This is a genomic window from Quadrisphaera sp. RL12-1S (assembly GCF_014270065.1).
Lineage (GTDB): Bacteria > Actinomycetota > Actinomycetes > Actinomycetales > Quadrisphaeraceae > Quadrisphaera.
Genome location: NZ_JACNME010000001.1, coordinates 173,372 through 187,561 on the forward strand (window position 1 = coordinate 173,372; position 14,190 = coordinate 187,561).

13 protein-coding genes are annotated in these 14,190 nt (G+C 75.7%); 4 read left to right on the top strand and 9 right to left on the bottom strand.

Features of this window, described 5'->3' with window-relative positions; genetic code table 11:
• The first annotated feature begins 56 nt into the window (after nt 1–56).
• Nucleotides 57–569 carry a hypothetical protein gene (locus tag H7K62_RS00725; protein WP_186715485.1) on the top strand — a complete coding sequence of 171 codons (513 nt, stop codon included), beginning with the start codon at nt 57–59 and terminating at the stop codon, nt 567–569.
• A 28-nt stretch (nt 570–597) separates the two neighbouring features.
• Here H7K62_RS00725 and H7K62_RS23395 read toward each other — a convergent pair whose 3' ends face one another.
• The 3 genes from H7K62_RS23395 to H7K62_RS23400 all read right to left on the bottom strand — a co-directional run bounded on the left by H7K62_RS23395 (nt 598) and on the right by H7K62_RS23400 (nt 3,544).
• Nucleotides 598–1,542 carry an AEC family transporter gene (locus H7K62_RS23395; RefSeq protein ID WP_186715487.1) on the bottom strand — a complete coding sequence of 315 codons (945 nt, stop codon included), beginning with the start codon at nt 1,540–1,542 and terminating at the stop codon, nt 598–600.
• A 107-nt stretch (nt 1,543–1,649) separates the two neighbouring features.
• A complete protein-coding gene (gene sfnG / locus H7K62_RS00735; protein ID WP_186715489.1) occupies nt 1,650–2,858 on the bottom strand; it encodes a dimethylsulfone monooxygenase SfnG in 1,209 nt (402 codons plus the stop codon).
• A gap of 251 nt (nt 2,859–3,109) precedes the next feature.
• Nucleotides 3,110–3,544, bottom strand: coding sequence for a DUF3017 domain-containing protein (locus H7K62_RS23400; protein ID WP_222436851.1), 435 nt, complete (start codon nt 3,542–3,544; stop codon nt 3,110–3,112).
• 97 nt (nt 3,545–3,641) lie between these two features.
• Here H7K62_RS23400 and H7K62_RS23405 point away from each other — a divergent pair, with 97 nt between their 5' ends.
• Nucleotides 3,642–5,405 carry a RecQ family ATP-dependent DNA helicase gene (locus H7K62_RS23405; RefSeq protein WP_370591539.1) on the top strand — a complete coding sequence of 588 codons (1,764 nt, stop codon included), beginning with the start codon at nt 3,642–3,644 and terminating at the stop codon, nt 5,403–5,405.
• 47 nt (nt 5,406–5,452) lie between these two features.
• Nucleotides 5,453–6,211, top strand: a complete 759-nt coding sequence (locus tag H7K62_RS00750; protein WP_186715491.1) for a Type 1 glutamine amidotransferase-like domain-containing protein — start codon at nt 5,453–5,455, stop codon at nt 6,209–6,211.
• Between the two features lie 97 nt (nt 6,212–6,308).
• Here the strand turns inward: H7K62_RS00750 and purH are convergent, their stop codons facing one another.
• Both purH and purN read right to left on the bottom strand, forming a co-directional pair.
• Nucleotides 6,309–7,964 (bottom strand): bifunctional phosphoribosylaminoimidazolecarboxamide formyltransferase/IMP cyclohydrolase, encoded by a 1,656-nt coding sequence (gene purH, locus H7K62_RS00755; protein WP_370591540.1) that lies wholly within the window; start codon nt 7,962–7,964, stop codon nt 6,309–6,311.
• A complete protein-coding gene (gene purN, locus H7K62_RS21810) occupies nt 7,961–8,596 on the bottom strand; it encodes a phosphoribosylglycinamide formyltransferase (protein ID WP_370591541.1) in 636 nt (211 codons plus the stop codon). Before purN ends, purH begins: the two co-directional genes overlap by 4 nt.
• Nucleotides 8,597–8,675: 79 nt before the next feature.
• Here purN and H7K62_RS21815 point away from each other — a divergent pair, with 79 nt between their 5' ends.
• Nucleotides 8,676–9,257 (top strand): hypothetical protein, encoded by a 582-nt coding sequence (locus H7K62_RS21815; RefSeq protein ID WP_186715495.1) that lies wholly within the window; start codon nt 8,676–8,678, stop codon nt 9,255–9,257.
• 87 nt (nt 9,258–9,344) lie between these two features.
• Here the strand turns inward: H7K62_RS21815 and sucD are convergent, their stop codons facing one another.
• From sucD to pdxR, 4 genes are all read right to left on the bottom strand, one after another.
• Complete coding sequence (gene sucD / locus H7K62_RS00765) at nt 9,345–10,247, bottom strand: succinate--CoA ligase subunit alpha (protein ID WP_186715497.1); 903 nt, start codon at nt 10,245–10,247, stop codon at nt 9,345–9,347.
• Between the two features lie 33 nt (nt 10,248–10,280).
• Nucleotides 10,281–11,462: an ADP-forming succinate--CoA ligase subunit beta gene (gene sucC / locus H7K62_RS00770; RefSeq protein ID WP_186715499.1), complete on the bottom strand. Its 1,182-nt coding sequence runs from the start codon at nt 11,460–11,462 to the stop codon at nt 10,281–10,283.
• A gap of 143 nt (nt 11,463–11,605) precedes the next feature.
• Entirely contained in the window at nt 11,606–12,673 is a 1,068-nt protein-coding gene (locus H7K62_RS00775) for a glycerophosphodiester phosphodiesterase family protein (protein ID WP_186715501.1), read from the bottom strand.
• A complete protein-coding gene (gene pdxR / locus H7K62_RS00780) occupies nt 12,670–14,139 on the bottom strand; it encodes a MocR-like pyridoxine biosynthesis transcription factor PdxR (protein ID WP_186715503.1) in 1,470 nt (489 codons plus the stop codon). Before pdxR ends, H7K62_RS00775 begins: the two co-directional genes overlap by 4 nt.
• Nucleotides 14,140–14,190: the final 51 nt, after the last annotated feature.

Genomic DNA, 14,190 nt, shown 5'->3' on the forward strand with positions numbered 1-14,190 from the left:
TCACGATCTGGGCGCGATCCCAGCGGACTGTCGGCGTCGGCGTGCATGCTCCTCCCATGACGTCCTCCGGATCGGGCCCCGTGCCAGCGCCGCGCCGTGCGCAGCCGCAGCCGCGCCCGCTCCTGGACGAGCTGGCGCTGCTGGCACAGGCGGTCGACGTCATGTCCGTGCGCGTGGCCGTCTCCGGCGAGCTCGCCTCCGGGGTGCGAGCGCGGGCGCTCGGCCTGCACCTGGCAGCCGCCGCCTCCGCGGTGCGCGAGCAGGTCGGCCGCCAGCGGGACGTCATCGCGCCGGTGCTTGCCGCAGCGGACGGCGGGACGGGCGCGGAGCTGCTCTCCGCGTCGATGCGGTCGGCGGACCGCGTGCTGGAGCTGGTCGGCGGGGTGGACCCGGGCGCCAGCGCCCTGCTCGCCCAGACCGCGGGCGTCGGCGCCCTCCAGCAGCTGGGCATCGCCACGCGGGCCCTGTGGAGCTCCCTGGTGGACCACGAGCGCCTCTGGGCGGCCGGTGCCGCTCCCCTGGCGCGGCGGCTCCTCAACGAGCGGGTGCAGCGGTCCACCTGCGGCTGACGCCGGCCCCGTCCCGGACCGGGCGCCGTCAGCCGAGGAGCAGCACCACCGCGGCGAGGGCGGGCACGCTCATGAGCGTGCTGATGAGCACGCTGTCACGGGCCAGGCGCTCGGCGGCCCCGAAGCGCGTGGCGTAGACGAACACGTTCTGCGCCGTCGGGAGCGCCGCCACCAGCACCACCGCGAGCAGGGCGTCGCCGCGCAGGCCCAGCAGGGGGCCACCCACGAGCCACGCGACCAGCGGCGACAGGGCCAGCTTGAGGGCCACCGCCGTCCAGGCGTCGGGGTCGGCCCACCGCGGTCCGGGCCCCGCGGACAGGGAGATGCCGAAGGCCAGCAGCGCGCACGGCACGGCCGTGCCGGCCAGCAGGTCGAGCGCCGACGACAGCGGCTCCGGCGGCGGGACCCGGAGCAGCCCGAGCACCAGCCCGACGGCCGCTCCGAGCAGCAGCGGGTTGCGCGCCAGGCGCAGCAGGGTGCGCGCCCACAGGCCGCCGCCGTCGTCGTCCTGGTCAGCGGCGGAGGAGGAGCGCTCGGCGCGGTGGCGCCGCGCGTCGAGCACCCCCACCCCCAGCGGCGCCAGGACGACGATCTGGAACAGCAGCGCCGGAGCGACGATCGCGCCGTTCCCGAGCACGAAGACGGCGATCGGCAGGCCCAGGTTCACCGCGTTGACGTAGCTGGCCGAGAAGGCCGCGACGACGCCCTCCTCCACGGTGCGCCGCCGCAGCCGCGAGAGCAGGAGGGAGACCGTCGCGCAGGCCAGCGCCGCGGCGGCGGTGACCACGAGCGGTCGGCCGAGGACGGCGGTGACGTCGGTGGTCGACAGCGTGCGCACCAGCAGCGCGGGCGTCCCCACGGCGTAGACCAGCCGCGCCAGCACCCGCTGCGCGTCGCCGCCGAGGGTGCCGCGGCGCCCCAGCACCCAGCCGACGAGCACCACGGCCGCCACCACGGCGAACCCCTCGAGCACGCCGCCGATCGCTCAACCCCCCTGGTCGCTGGCCTCTCGTCGCCGCAGCCGTGGACGCGCAGGAGCCCGGCCGGTGCTGCTGCACCGGCCGGGCTCCATCATGCGGGTCAGACGGGGACGACGGCGCCCGGGCGCCCGAGGACCTCGATCGCGGAGGCCAGCTCCTCGGTGAGGCCGAGGTGCGCGACCGGGTCGGTGCCCTCGGGAAGAGCGGCCAGCTCGGCCTCGAGCTCGCGCACCCGCGGGATGACCGTCTCACCGAACGCCTCGATCTCCTCCTTGACGTGGAGGAAGCCGAGCAGCACGAGGTCGACGCCGATGAGGCGGAACGCCAGCACGCGGCGCGCGACCTGCTCGGGGGTGCCGATGAGGCCGGTGCGGAACCCGTCGTTGTACTGGACGAGGTCCTTGAACTCACTGTCGGCCCACATGCCCTTGCCGTCCTTGGACGCCTGGCCGGCCTCCTTGACGGCGTTGCCGAAGTCGTTGACCTTGTCGGCGTCGGCGTTGGCGATGATCGCGTCGAGCACCTCGACGGCCTCGGCCTCGGTCTCGCGGACCACGGCGAAGGCGTTGAGCCCGAACTTGATGGTGCGGCCGTTCTCGGCGGCGTACCCGCCCACCTGGGCGACCTGCTCGGCGACGCCCTCGGGGGTGTTGCCGTTCATGAAGTACCAGTCCGAGACGCGGCCGGCCATCTGGCGGGCGGCGGTGGAGTTGCCGCCCTGGAAGACCTCGGGCAGCACGTCGGGCTGGGGGCGGAAGTTGAGGTCGCCCACCTGGAAGTGCTTGCCCTGGAAGGCGAAGTGGTCGGTGGTCCAGGCGCCGCGGAGGATCTGGATGAACTCCTCGGACTGCTCGTAGCGCTCGTCGTGCTCGAGCCAGGTGGCGCCCAGGTCGAGCGCCTCCTTCTTGAACCACCCCGAGACGACGTTGAGGCACAGGCGGTCACCCGTCAGCGCCTGCGCGGTGGCGGCCCACTTGGCCAGCACCGCCGGCGGCCAGAAGTAGGGGTGCACGGCGGCGATGACCTTCAGCTTCTCAGTGGCCAGCAGCAGCGCCAGGGAGAAGGACGTCGACTCGTGCTGGGCGTCCGCGCCGTAGGAGGCGGCGTAGCGCACCTGGGAGAGGGCGTACGTGAAGCCCGCCTTCTCCGCGGCCCGGGCTGTCTCGATGTTGTAGGCGGGCTCGTGGGACGTGCGCTGCGGGAGGTTGGACACCACCAGGCCGCCCGAGACGTTGGGCACCCAGTAGGCGAACTCCACCGGAGCGAGCTCGGATCGCGTGGACGCGGAGTGGGGCAGGGGCGTGCTCATCGGGGTCTCCTCGACTCCTCATCGGTCCTGGCGGGAGCACCGCTCCCCGCAGGCCCCTCGGGGCCCTCGGTCGGTCGGTTGCTGCGGCGTCAGCGAGCCAGGTCTCTCAGCCGCTCTGGATGGGTGCGCGCAGCGTGTCCCGGAGGACGGGCTCCCGTCAAATCTCCCGGCCCGGCGCGCCGCAGGGCCGGGAGCCGCACGGACGGACGCGCGGCTCGAGCGCTCCGGCGCTCGGCCGCTCGCGCGGTGGGTCAGCCCTGCAGACCGCGCGGGGCGACGACGGCGAGCACCGCGACCCCCACGGCCAGCACGAAGCAGGTGGTGGCGTCGACCCACGGCGTGCGCACGGCGAGGGGGCCGAGCGCCGAGAGGGGCAGCACGAGGTGCAGCACGCCCAGCACGAGCAGGAGCGCGGCCAGGATGAGCCCCGCCAGCCAGAAGGAGACGACCGCGGCGGCGACGAGCACCGCCAGCAGGCCCGCCCCGAAGCCCCACACGAGGGCGGCGGGCGGCGGCCAGGGCGAGCGCGCGGGCCCGGTCGGCCCGGTCGAGGGGGCGGCCCGGTCCTCGGCAGCACCGCCGGACCCCGCCGGCGGGGCGCCGCCGCCGTCGCCGTCCGGACCAGGTGCAGGACCGGGCTGACGGGGTGGCTCGGGCGGACCGGTGTCCGTCCGTGCAGGCTCCACCCGCTCAGGCTAGCCGCGCGTGAGCCGCCCGAGCGGTGGTGACGCTCGTCGCACGCACGGCGGGCGTGTCGATCACCGCAGCGGGTAGCACTGGCGTGTGACCACCCGCACCACCTCGCGCCCCGCGGCCCCCGCCGGGCAGCAGCCCCAGCAGCGGCCCCAGCAGCAGCCCGGCGACGGGCGGCCCACGCGCGCCGACGTGGAGCGGACCGCTCGGGAGCGCTTCGGCTTCTCGCAGCTGCGCCCCGGGCAGGGCGAGGCCGTGGAGTCGCTGCTGGCCGGGCGCGACGTGCTGGCCGTGATGCCCACGGGCCGCGGCAAGTCGGCGGTGTACCAGCTGGCGGCGCTGTGGCTGCCGGGGCCGACCGTGGTGGTCTCCCCGCTCATCGCCCTCCAGCGCGACCAGGTGCAGGCCCTGGCCCGCACGGGCGTGCACGACGCGGTGGCGGTGAACTCCTCGCAGTCGGCCCGCGAGAACGGCGCGGCGTGGGACGCGCTGGGCACCGGTGACGCGGAGTTCGTCTTCCTGGCGCCGGAGCAGCTGGCCCGCACCGACGTCCGCGAGCGGCTGCGGGCCCTGCGGCCCAGCCTCTTCGTGGTGGACGAGGCGCACTGCGTGTCCTCCTGGGGCCACGACTTCCGGCCGGAGTACCTGCGCCTGGGCGACGTCGTCGCCGAGCTCACCACCCACGACGACGACGGCGAGCAGCACCGGCCGGTGGTGTGCGCGCTGACCGCCACCGCCGCACCGCCGGTGCGCCGCGAGGTGGTGGCCCGCCTCGGCATGCGCGACCCCGAGGTGGTGGTCCAGGGCTTCGACAGGCCGAACATCTTCCTCGAGGTGGTCCGCGAGACCGACGGCGCCGACGCCAAGCGCGCCGTGGTGGTGGAGCGGGCGGCGACGGCCGCCAAGCCGGGCATCGTGTACGTGGCCACCCGCAAGGACGCCGAGGCGTACGCCGACGACCTGTCCCACCTGGGTCTGGACGTGGAGGCCTACCACGCGGGCCTGTCCGCGGAGGACCGGCACTGGGTGCACGAGGCCTTCACGCAGGGAGACCTCGACGTGGTGGTGGCGACGTCGGCGTTCGGCATGGGCATCGACAAGCCCGACGTCCGCTTCGTGCTGCACGCGTCGGTGACGGACTCCCTGGACAGCTACTACCAGGAGGTCGGCCGCGCGGGACGCGACGGCGAGCCGTCCCTGGCCACGCTGTGCTACCGCCCGGAGGACCTGGGCCTGCAGCGCTTCCACGCCGGCGGCGGTCCCGACGAGCAGGCGCTCGCGCAGGTGGCCGGCGCGGTCCACGACGGCGGTGGCTCCCCCGTGCCGGCGGCCGACGTCCGCGGCGCCGCGGGGCTGACCGCCACCCGGACCACCGGGCTGCTGAACCTCCTGGAGCAGGCCGGCGCCGTGAGGGTCACGCGCGACGGTGCGGCGTGGGCGGAGGAGGGCACCGCGGTCGGCGCCGCCGTGAGGGCCGCCGTCGAGACCGCGCAGGAGCGCCGCCGCACCGACAGGTCCCGACTGGAGATGCTGCGCGGGTACGCCGAGACCACCGGCTGCCGGCGCCAGTTCCTCCTGGCGTACTTCGGCGAGCGCCTGGACGCCCCGTGCGGGAACTGCGACACCTGCGCCTCCGGCTCGGCGGCCGCCGTCCACGCCGAGCGCGCCAGCGCCGCGTCCGGCGCCGGCTCGTACGGGGTGGACGACGCCGTGGAGCACGCCGCCTGGGGCCCTGGCGTCGTCATGAGCACCGACGGCGACCGGATCACCGTGCTGTTCGAGCGCGAGGGCTACAAGACCCTCGCCCTGGCCGCCGTCGAGAAGGGCCACCTGCTGACTCCCGCCCGTCCATGATCATGGGCGCTGCGCCCACCGCGTCACCGGCGACTACCGTGCGCGACATGCCTGCAGACGCCCCCACGATCGTCGCCACATCCGGCGGCATGAAGCCCGGTCGGCGCAGCCGTTTCGCCTTCGCCCCGCTCGTCGAGCACGCCGTCGAGCTGTCCGGTACCACCGGCCGCCCCAAGCTCGTGCACCTCGGCACCGCCTCCGGCGACCAGCGCTGGTGGAACGCCGAGCTCGACGAGGCCGCGGCCAACGCCGGCTGGGACCTGCGCCACCTCAACCTCTTCACCATGCCGAGCGTCGACGATCCCGAGGCGCTGCTCCTGGACGCCGACGTCGTCTGGGTGGGCGGCGGCTCCGTGGTCAACCTGCTCGCGGTGTGGCGGGCGCACGGCCTCGACCAGGTCTTCCGCCGGGTCTGGCAGGCGGGCGTGGTGCTCGGCGGGGTGAGTGCCGGCTCCATCTGCTGGCACGTCGGCGGCACCACCGACTCCTTCGGCCCGGCGCTGCGCCCGGTGACCGACGGCCTCGCCCTGCTCCCCTACGGCAACGGCGTCCACTACGACTCCGAGGCCGAGCGGCGCCCCCTCGTGCAGCGGCTCGTCGCCGAAGGGGTGCTGCCCACCACGCACTGCACCGACGACGGCGTCGGCCTGGTCTACCGCGGCACCGAGCTGGTCGAGGCGGTGAGCGAGGTGCGCGGCAAGGGCGCCTACACCGTCACCCGCTCGTCCACCGATCAGGACGACGACGGAGGCGCCGTCGCCGTCGAGGAGCGCCTGGAGCCCCGCGCCCTCCCCGGAGCCCGCTGACACTGCTCGGGAGGTCCATGATCACGGGTGGGAGGTGCACGGGAAGCCCATGATCACGGTGATCATGGGCTTCCCGTGCACCTGCTCCGCCGGGGGGTCAGTGCGTGAAGTGGCGGGCGCCGGTGAGGTACATCGTCACGCCGGCGGCCTGCGCCGCGGCGACGACCTCGTCGTCGCGCACCGACCCACCGGGCTGGACGACGGCGCGCACGCCGGCGTCGAGCAGCACCTGCAGGCCGTCGGCGAAGGGGAAGAACGCGTCGGAGGCGGCGACGGCGCCGCGGGCGCGCTCCTCGCCGTGGCTGTTGGCCCGCTCCACCGCCAGGCGGCAGGAGTCGACCCGGTTGACCTGCCCCATGCCCACGCCCACCGACGCTCCCCCGCGCGCCAGGAGGATCGCGTTGGACTTCACCGAGCGCAGGGCCCGCCACGCGAACGCGAGGTCGGCGAGGACCTCCGGCGAGGCCGCCTCGCCGGTGGCCAGCGTCCAGCCCGACGGGTCGTCACCGGCGGCGTCGAGCACGTCGGCCTGCTGCAGCAGCAGCCCGCCGGAGACGGCGCGGAACTCCGGCCGCGCCACGCCCGCCGCCGGCAGGGGCGCGCGCAGCAGGCGCACGTTCTTCCGGCCGCGCAGCACCTCGAGGGCGTCGTCGTCGAAGTCGGGGGCGACGACCACCTCGGTGAACACCTCGGCCACCTGCTGCGCCATCGCCAGCGTCACGGGACGGTTGGTGGCGATGACGCCGCCGAAGGCGGAGACGGGGTCGCAGGCGTGCGCGGCGGCGTGAGCGGTCGCGACGTCCGCGCCGACGGCGACGCCGCACGGGTTGGCGTGCTTGATGATCGCCACGGCGGGCTCGGCGAAGTCCGAGGCGGCGCGGCGGGCCGCGTCGGCGTCGACGTAGTTGTTGTAGCTCATCGCCTTGCCGTGCAGCTGCTCGGCGCGCGCCAGGCCGGTGTCGCCACCGGCGAGCCCGCCGGTGCGGGCGGTGTAGACCGCGGCGCTCTGGTGGGGGTTCTCGCCGTAGCGCAGCACCTGCGAGCGGGTCCAGGTCGCGCCGACGAAGCTCGGGAACTGCGGCGCTGCGGTGGTGTCGGCCCCCTCGCCACCCTCCTCGGTGACCAGCGTGGTGGCCCACCACGAGGCGACGGCGACGTCGTAGGCGGCGGTCGCGGCGAACGCCTTGCCGGCCAGGCGGCGGCGCTGCGCGAGCGTGGTGCCGCCGACGCGCACCTCGGCCAGCACGGCCTCGTAGTCGGCCGGGTCGACGACCACGGCCACCGACGCGGAGTTCTTCGCGCTGGCGCGCACCATCGCCGGGCCGCCGATGTCAATCTGCTCCACGCAGTCCTCGGGTCCGGCGCCGGAGGCGACGGTCTGCTCGAACGGGTAGAGGTTCACCACCACCAGCTCGAACGCCTCGATGCCCAGCTCCTCCAGCTGGCGGCGGTGGTCGGGGTCGCGCACGTCGGCGAGCAGGCCGGCGTGGACGCTCGGGTGCAGCGTCTTGACGCGGCCGCCGAGGCTCTCGGGGAAGCCGGTGATGCGCTCGACGGGTGTCACCGGGATGCCGGCGGCGGCCACCCTGTGGGCGGTGGAGCCGGTGGAGACGATGTCGACGCCGGCCTCGTGCAGCCCGCGCGCGAGCTCCACCAGCCCGGACTTGTCGGAGACGCTGACGAGGGCGCGGCGGACGGGCTTGCGGCCGTCCTCCGACGTCGAGCTGGTCTTCTGCTGGGTCTGCTGCGTCACGAGAACCGGGCCTTCCTTCCCTCGACGGTCCAGCCGCCGGTGGTCATGCGGGTCACGACGTCGACGAGCAGCGCCCGCTCGACGGTCTTGATGCGCTCGTGGAGCGCGGTCTCGTCGTCGTCGTCGAGCACGTCGACGGCGCGCTGGGCCAGCACCGGGCCGGTGTCGACGCCGTCGTCGACGAGGTGGACGGTGCAGCCGGTGACCTTCACCCCGTGGGCGAGGGCGTCCCGGACGCCGTGCGCCCCCGGGAAGGACGGCAGCAGGGCGGGGTGGGTGTTGACCACCCGGCCGCCGAAGGCCTCCAGGACGGCGGGGCCCAGCACGCGCATGAAGCCGGCGCTGACCACGAGGTCGGGACGGTGCCGGGCCACCTCGGCGGCGAGCGCGGCGTCCCAGGCGGCGCGGTCGGGGTGGTCGCGCACCTCCACCACGAACCTCCCGGTGCCGGCCCGTTCCGCACGGGCCAGGGCGGGCGCCGCGCGGTGCGCGGAGTCGGCGCCGACGGCCACCACCTCGAACGGGGCGCCCGGTGCCGCGGCGGCGTCGAGCAGCGCCTGGAGCAGCGTGCCGGAGCCGGAGGCCAGCACCACCAGGCGCGAGCGCGAGGGGGGTGTGCTGGGCGAGGTCACGGTCGGAGACCATAGCGAGGCCGGCAGCGGGCGTTCCGCGCAGGCGAGGCCAGTGCGAGCAGAGCAGGAGCACCCAGGGATGAGCGACCCGTACGCGCCCCCGGGGTCGCGGCGCGGCACCGGCGAGGTGCCCGGCGGCCACGGCGGTCCCGACGGAGCCGGCGGCGGTCCGGGCGGGCAGGGCCGCCCGGACCCGCGCGCGCAGCGCCGCCAGCTGCCGCCATCGGTCCCCCACCGCACCCCCGACCGGCGTCCGCCGGACCCCGACGGGCAGCTGCGCACGGCGCGGCTGGGGCTGCGCTTCTCCCTGTGCGTGCTCGCCGGCCTGGTCGCCACCACGTCGCTGCCCCTGCCGTGGAGCCTCGGCGGCCCGGTGTTCGTGCTGGTCGGCCTGGTGGTCGGGGTGGTGGCGCTGGTCTCCGCGGTGCGGGCGCGGCTGCGCTGGCCGTCCTTCGTGACCCTGGGCGCGGGCCTGGCCCTGGCGCTCGTGCTGCTGCTCCTGCAGGCGGCGATGCTCGTCCTGTGGCCGCAGATGTCCGACATGCAGCGGTGCACGGCCAGCGCCATCACCCGCAGCGGCCTCGAGCAGTGCCAGGCCGAGTACCAGCAGGGGCTGCAGAGCCTGCTGCCCTCGCTGCAGAGCCCCGCCGCGGGCGGCTGACCCGCGGGACGACAGCGGGCGCCCGCCCCTCCTCGTGGAGGGGGCGGGCGCCCGCTGCTCGTCAGCGACGCCGCTGCGACGCGCAGGTCAGGCGAGGGACTGCATGACCTCGCGCGCCAGGGCGGCCGTCTCGGACGGCGTGCGGCCGACCTTGACGCCGGCGGCCTCGAGGGCCTCCTTCTTGGCCTGCGCGGTGCCCGCGGAGCCGGAGACGATGGCGCCGGCGTGGCCCATGGTCTTGCCCTCCGGGGCGGTGAAGCCCGCCACGTAGCCGATGACCGGCTTGGTGACGTTCTCCTTGATGAACGCCGCCGCGCGCTCCTCCGCGTCGCCGCCGATCTCACCGATCATGACGATGACGTCGGTGTCGGGGTCGGCCTGGAACGCCTCGAGGGCGTCGATGTGGGTGGTGCCGATGATCGGGTCACCACCGATGCCCACGGCCGTGGAGAACCCGAAGTCGGCCAGCTCGTACATCATCTGGTAGGTCAGCGTGCCGGACTTGCTGACCAGGCCGATGCGCCCGGCGGGCGTGATGTCGGCGGGGATGATGCCGGCGTTGGACGCACCCGGGGTGATGAGGCCGGGGCAGTTCGGGCCGATGAGCCGGCTCGTGCCCTTCGCCTGCGCGTGCGCGAAGAACTCCGCGGTGTCCTTGACCGGCACGCCCTCGGTGATGACGACCACGAGGGGCACCTCGGCGTCGATCGCCTCGACGGCGGCGGCCTTGGTGCCGGAGGCCGGCACGAAGATGACCGTGACGTCGGCACCGGTCTCCTTGACGGCGTCGGCCACGGACCCGAAGACCGGCACCTGCACGGCAGCGCCGTCGGCGCCCGTGAACTCGACCGTCTCGCCGGCCTTCTTGGGGTTGACGCCACCGACGACGGTGGTGCCGGAGGTCAGCATGCGCTGGGTGTGCTTGCGGCCCTCGGAGCCGGTCATGCCCTGCACGATGACCTTGGAGTCCTTGGTCAGGAAGATCGCCATGTCTGTTCCTCTCTCAGCTGCTCAGCCGGGCCGTCAGCGGGAGGCCAGCTCGGCGGCCTTGCGGGCCGCGCCGTCCATCGTGTCCACCACGGTCACCAGCGGGTGGGCGGCCTCGGCGAGGATGCGCCGGCCCTCCACCACGTTGTTGCCGTCGAGGCGCACGACCAGGGGCTTGGTGGCCTCGTCGCCGAGGATCTCCAGCGCCTGGACGATGCCGTTGGCCACCGCGTCGCACGCGGTGATGCCGCCGAAGACGTTGACGAAGACGCTCTTGACCTGCGGGTCGCCGAGGATGACGTCGAGGCCGTTGGCCATGACCTGCGCCGAGGCGCCGCCGCCGATGTCCAGGAAGTTGGCGGGCTTGACGCCGCCGAACTCCTCGCCGGCCTGCGCGACCACGTCGAGGGTGCTCATGACCAGCCCCGCGCCGTTGCCGATGATGCCGACCTCGCCGTCGAGCTTGACGTAGTTGAGGTGGCTGGCGCGGGCCTTGGCCTCGAGCGGGTCGCCGGCAGCGGCCTCCTCCTCGGCCAGGGCCGCGGTGTCGGGGTGGCGGAAGGAGGCGTTGTCGTCCAGCGACACCTTGCCGTCCAGAGCCACCACGCGGCCGTCACCGGTGAGCACGAGCGGGTTGACCTCGACCAGCGTGGCGTCGGCCTCGCGGTACACGGTCCAGAGCTTCTCGAGGACGTCGGCCACCTGCGGCGCGACGTCGTCGCCGAAGCCGGCGGCGGTGGTGATCTCCGTCGCCTTGGCGGCGTCGATGCCCACCGAGGGGTCGACGGCCACGCGGGCGAGGGCCTCGGGGCGCTCCACCGCGAGCTGCTCGATCTCCATGCCGCCCTCGACGCTGGCCATGGCCAGGTAGCGCCGTTCGGCGCGGTCCAGCAGCAGGGAGACGTAGTACTCGGTGGCGATGTCGGCGCCGGCCGCGATCATCACCTTGTGGACCGTGTGGCCCTTGATGTCCATCCCGAGGATGTCCCGGGCGCGCGCCTCGGCCTCGTCAGCGGTCTTCGCCACCTTGACGCCGCCGGCCTTGCCGCGGCCGCCGACCTTCACCTGGGCCTTGACGACGACGACCTTCCCGTCGCCCGCGCCGAGCTGCTCGGCGGCCGCGCGGGCCTCCTCGGGCGTCGTGGCCACGAGGCCCGGCAGCACCGGGACGCCGTGGGACTCGAACAGGTCGCGCGCTTGGTACTCGTACAGGTCCACTGGGGCTGCGCCTCCATCGTCGGCCGCTGCGGGTGTCCCGCGCACCGGCGGGACCTGCTCGTCGGCCGCCCGGCCTGCACGCGGGGTGCGCCCGCGAGCCTAACGAGCCGCGCGCAGGCCCTCGGACGAGCCCCTGACCAGCCTCAGCCGAGCACCGCGAGCGCCGCGGCGGGGTCGTCGGTGAACAGGCCGTCCACCCCGTCGTCGCGCAGCTGGCGCAGCAGCCCCGCCACGTCACCGCGGGCCGCGAGGTCGCGCCCGTCGCCGCTGCGCAGCTCAGCGGGCAGGAAGGTGTTCTCCGGCCGCACGGTGTACGGCACCACGGCCAGCCCGGCGGCGTGCGCGTCGTCCACGAGGCGGCTGCCGCGACGGGCACCGGACCGGCCGCGGGCGTCGCGCGGCTCCACCTGCACCAGGTGCGGGGCCAGGACGTCGGCCCACCCCCGCAGCTCGGCCAGTCCGTCGGGGGTGCACAGGTCGGCGTAGTCGCGGTGGTCGCCCGCCAGCCGCAGGTCCGGGGGCGCTCCGGTGGGCTGCGTCAGCTGGGCCAGGTGCAGCGCGGGGGCTGCTGCTCGCAGCCGCTGCAGGGGTGCCACCTCGAAGCACTGGACGACGACGACGGCGGCGGCAGCAGCGGCCGGGCCGCCGCTGCGCGGCTCGTCGTCGTCCTGGTCCTCCAGCAGCCCGGACGCCTCCAGCGCTGTGAGCAGCCGCGGCTCCAGCGCCAGGCCGGCCGCCTCGAAGTGCGCCGGGTGCTTCAGCTCCGGCCACACCGCCACCGGCCGGCCGGACCGCGCCGCGAGCTCCTCGCGCAGCGCGAGCACCTCACCGAAGGTCATCACCGGCTGCTCGCCGTCGTGGGCGGCGCTGGCGGGCCGCAGCTGGGGCAGCCGCTCGCGGGCGCGCAGGGTGCGCACCTGCGCGAGGGTGAGGTCCTGGGAGAACCAGCCGGTCAGCGCGACGCCGTCGACGACGCGCGTGCGGCGCAGGTGGGCCAGCTCGGGGTGGTCGGCGACGTCCGTGGTGTCGCTGAGCTCGGCCTCGTGCCGGACCACCAGCTCGCCGTCGGCGGTGGCCACCAGGTCGACGTCCACGCCGTCCGCGCCCTCGGCCACCGCCAGCTCGTACGCGGCGCGCGTGTGCTCCGGGCGGCGCGCGCTGGCTCCGCGGTGGCCGACCACCACCGGCCGCCGTCCCTCAGGGGTGCTCATGCCCCACCCCTGCTCTCTCCTGGCCGTCGACCGGGGGGGTGGGCGTCTCGCCGACCGGGTGGCGGCGCGGCGCGGACCAGCGCGGTGACGGCTCCGCGCAGCTCGGTGAGCGTCGCCGCGCCGTAGCCGAGGACGACGGCCGGCGGCAGGTCGGTGCGGGCCACCGCGTACGCGGCGAGGTCCGCCAGCACGAAGCCGTCAGCCCTTACGGCCGCCACGACGGCGGCGGCGTCCGTCCCCGCGGGCAGCTCGACCACCACGTGCAGACCGGCTGCCGCCCCGCGGGGGCGCAGGTGGGGGTGCTCGGCCAGGAGCTGGCGCAGGAGGTCGCGGCGGTGGGCGTGGTCGCGGCGCACCCTGGCCACGTGCCGCCGCAGGCCCCCGCCGGCCAGGTGCGCCGCCAGAGCGCGCTGGAGGACGCCGCTCACGGGGGCGCCGAGGTCCTCGCGGACCGCTGCGAGCGCCCCGCGCAGCCCCGGGGGCGCCAGGAGGTAGCCCGCGCGCAGCCACGGCGAGAGCACCTTGGAGAACGTCCCGAGGTGCACCACCAGCTCGGGGGCCAGCGACGCCAGGGCGGGCAGCGGCGCCGCGCCGTAGCGGAACTCGCCGTCGTAGTCGTCCTCGACGACGACGGCGCCCGCCTGGCGCGCCCAGGCCAGCAGCGCCGCGCGGCGCTCCAGCGGCAGCACACCGCCCCACGGGTACTGGTGGCTGGGGGTGACGAGCACCGCGTCCGCGCCGGAGCTGGGAGCGGGGAGCGCCTCGACGCGCAGGCCGTCGTCGTCGGCGTCCACGGGGAGGAGCTGGGCCCCGAGGCGGCGCAGGCAGCGCGCCGACGAGGGGTACCCCGGGTCCTCGACGACCACGCGCAGGTCGCGGCCGCGCTGGGCGCGCAGGGCGTGGGCGACGAGGGCGAGGCCGTCGCCGGTGCCGGCGGTCACGACCACGTCGGCGGGGTCGGCGTCGATGCCGCGGGCGGCCCGCAGGTGGGCGGCCACCTGCTCCCGCAGGGACCGCAGCCCGGTGGGCGGTGGCTCGTCGTCGGGGACGACGGCGAGGGTGGCCTCCCGCCACGCGGTGCGCCACGCCGCGTCGGCCAGGCGGGAGGTGTCCGGCCGCCCGGGGCGCAGGTCCACCGCTGCCGGGACCTCGGGCGCCGCGACCACCGGCGGGGCAGGCGTCCGCGGCTGCGGGAGCGCGCCGACGTGCTCGCTGACGCGGGTGCCGCTGCCGTGGCGGGCCTCGAGGAAGCCCTCCCCCGCGAGCTGGTCGTAGGCGGCGGTGACGGTGGCGCGGGACAGGCCCAGCTGCTCGGACAGGCGCCGGGTGGCCGGCAGCTGCGCGCCGGGCGGGAGGCGACGGTCGCGGACGGCGGCGCGCAGGGCGTCGGCCAGCTGGACGTGCAGCGGCGCGCCGGCCCTGCGCTGCAGGGTGACGGGCAGGTCCAGGTCGGCTGCGGTGCGCACGGGCCTCCTCGCGGCAGTGGCTCAGTGGACTGCTCGTCCGGGGCTCGAGTG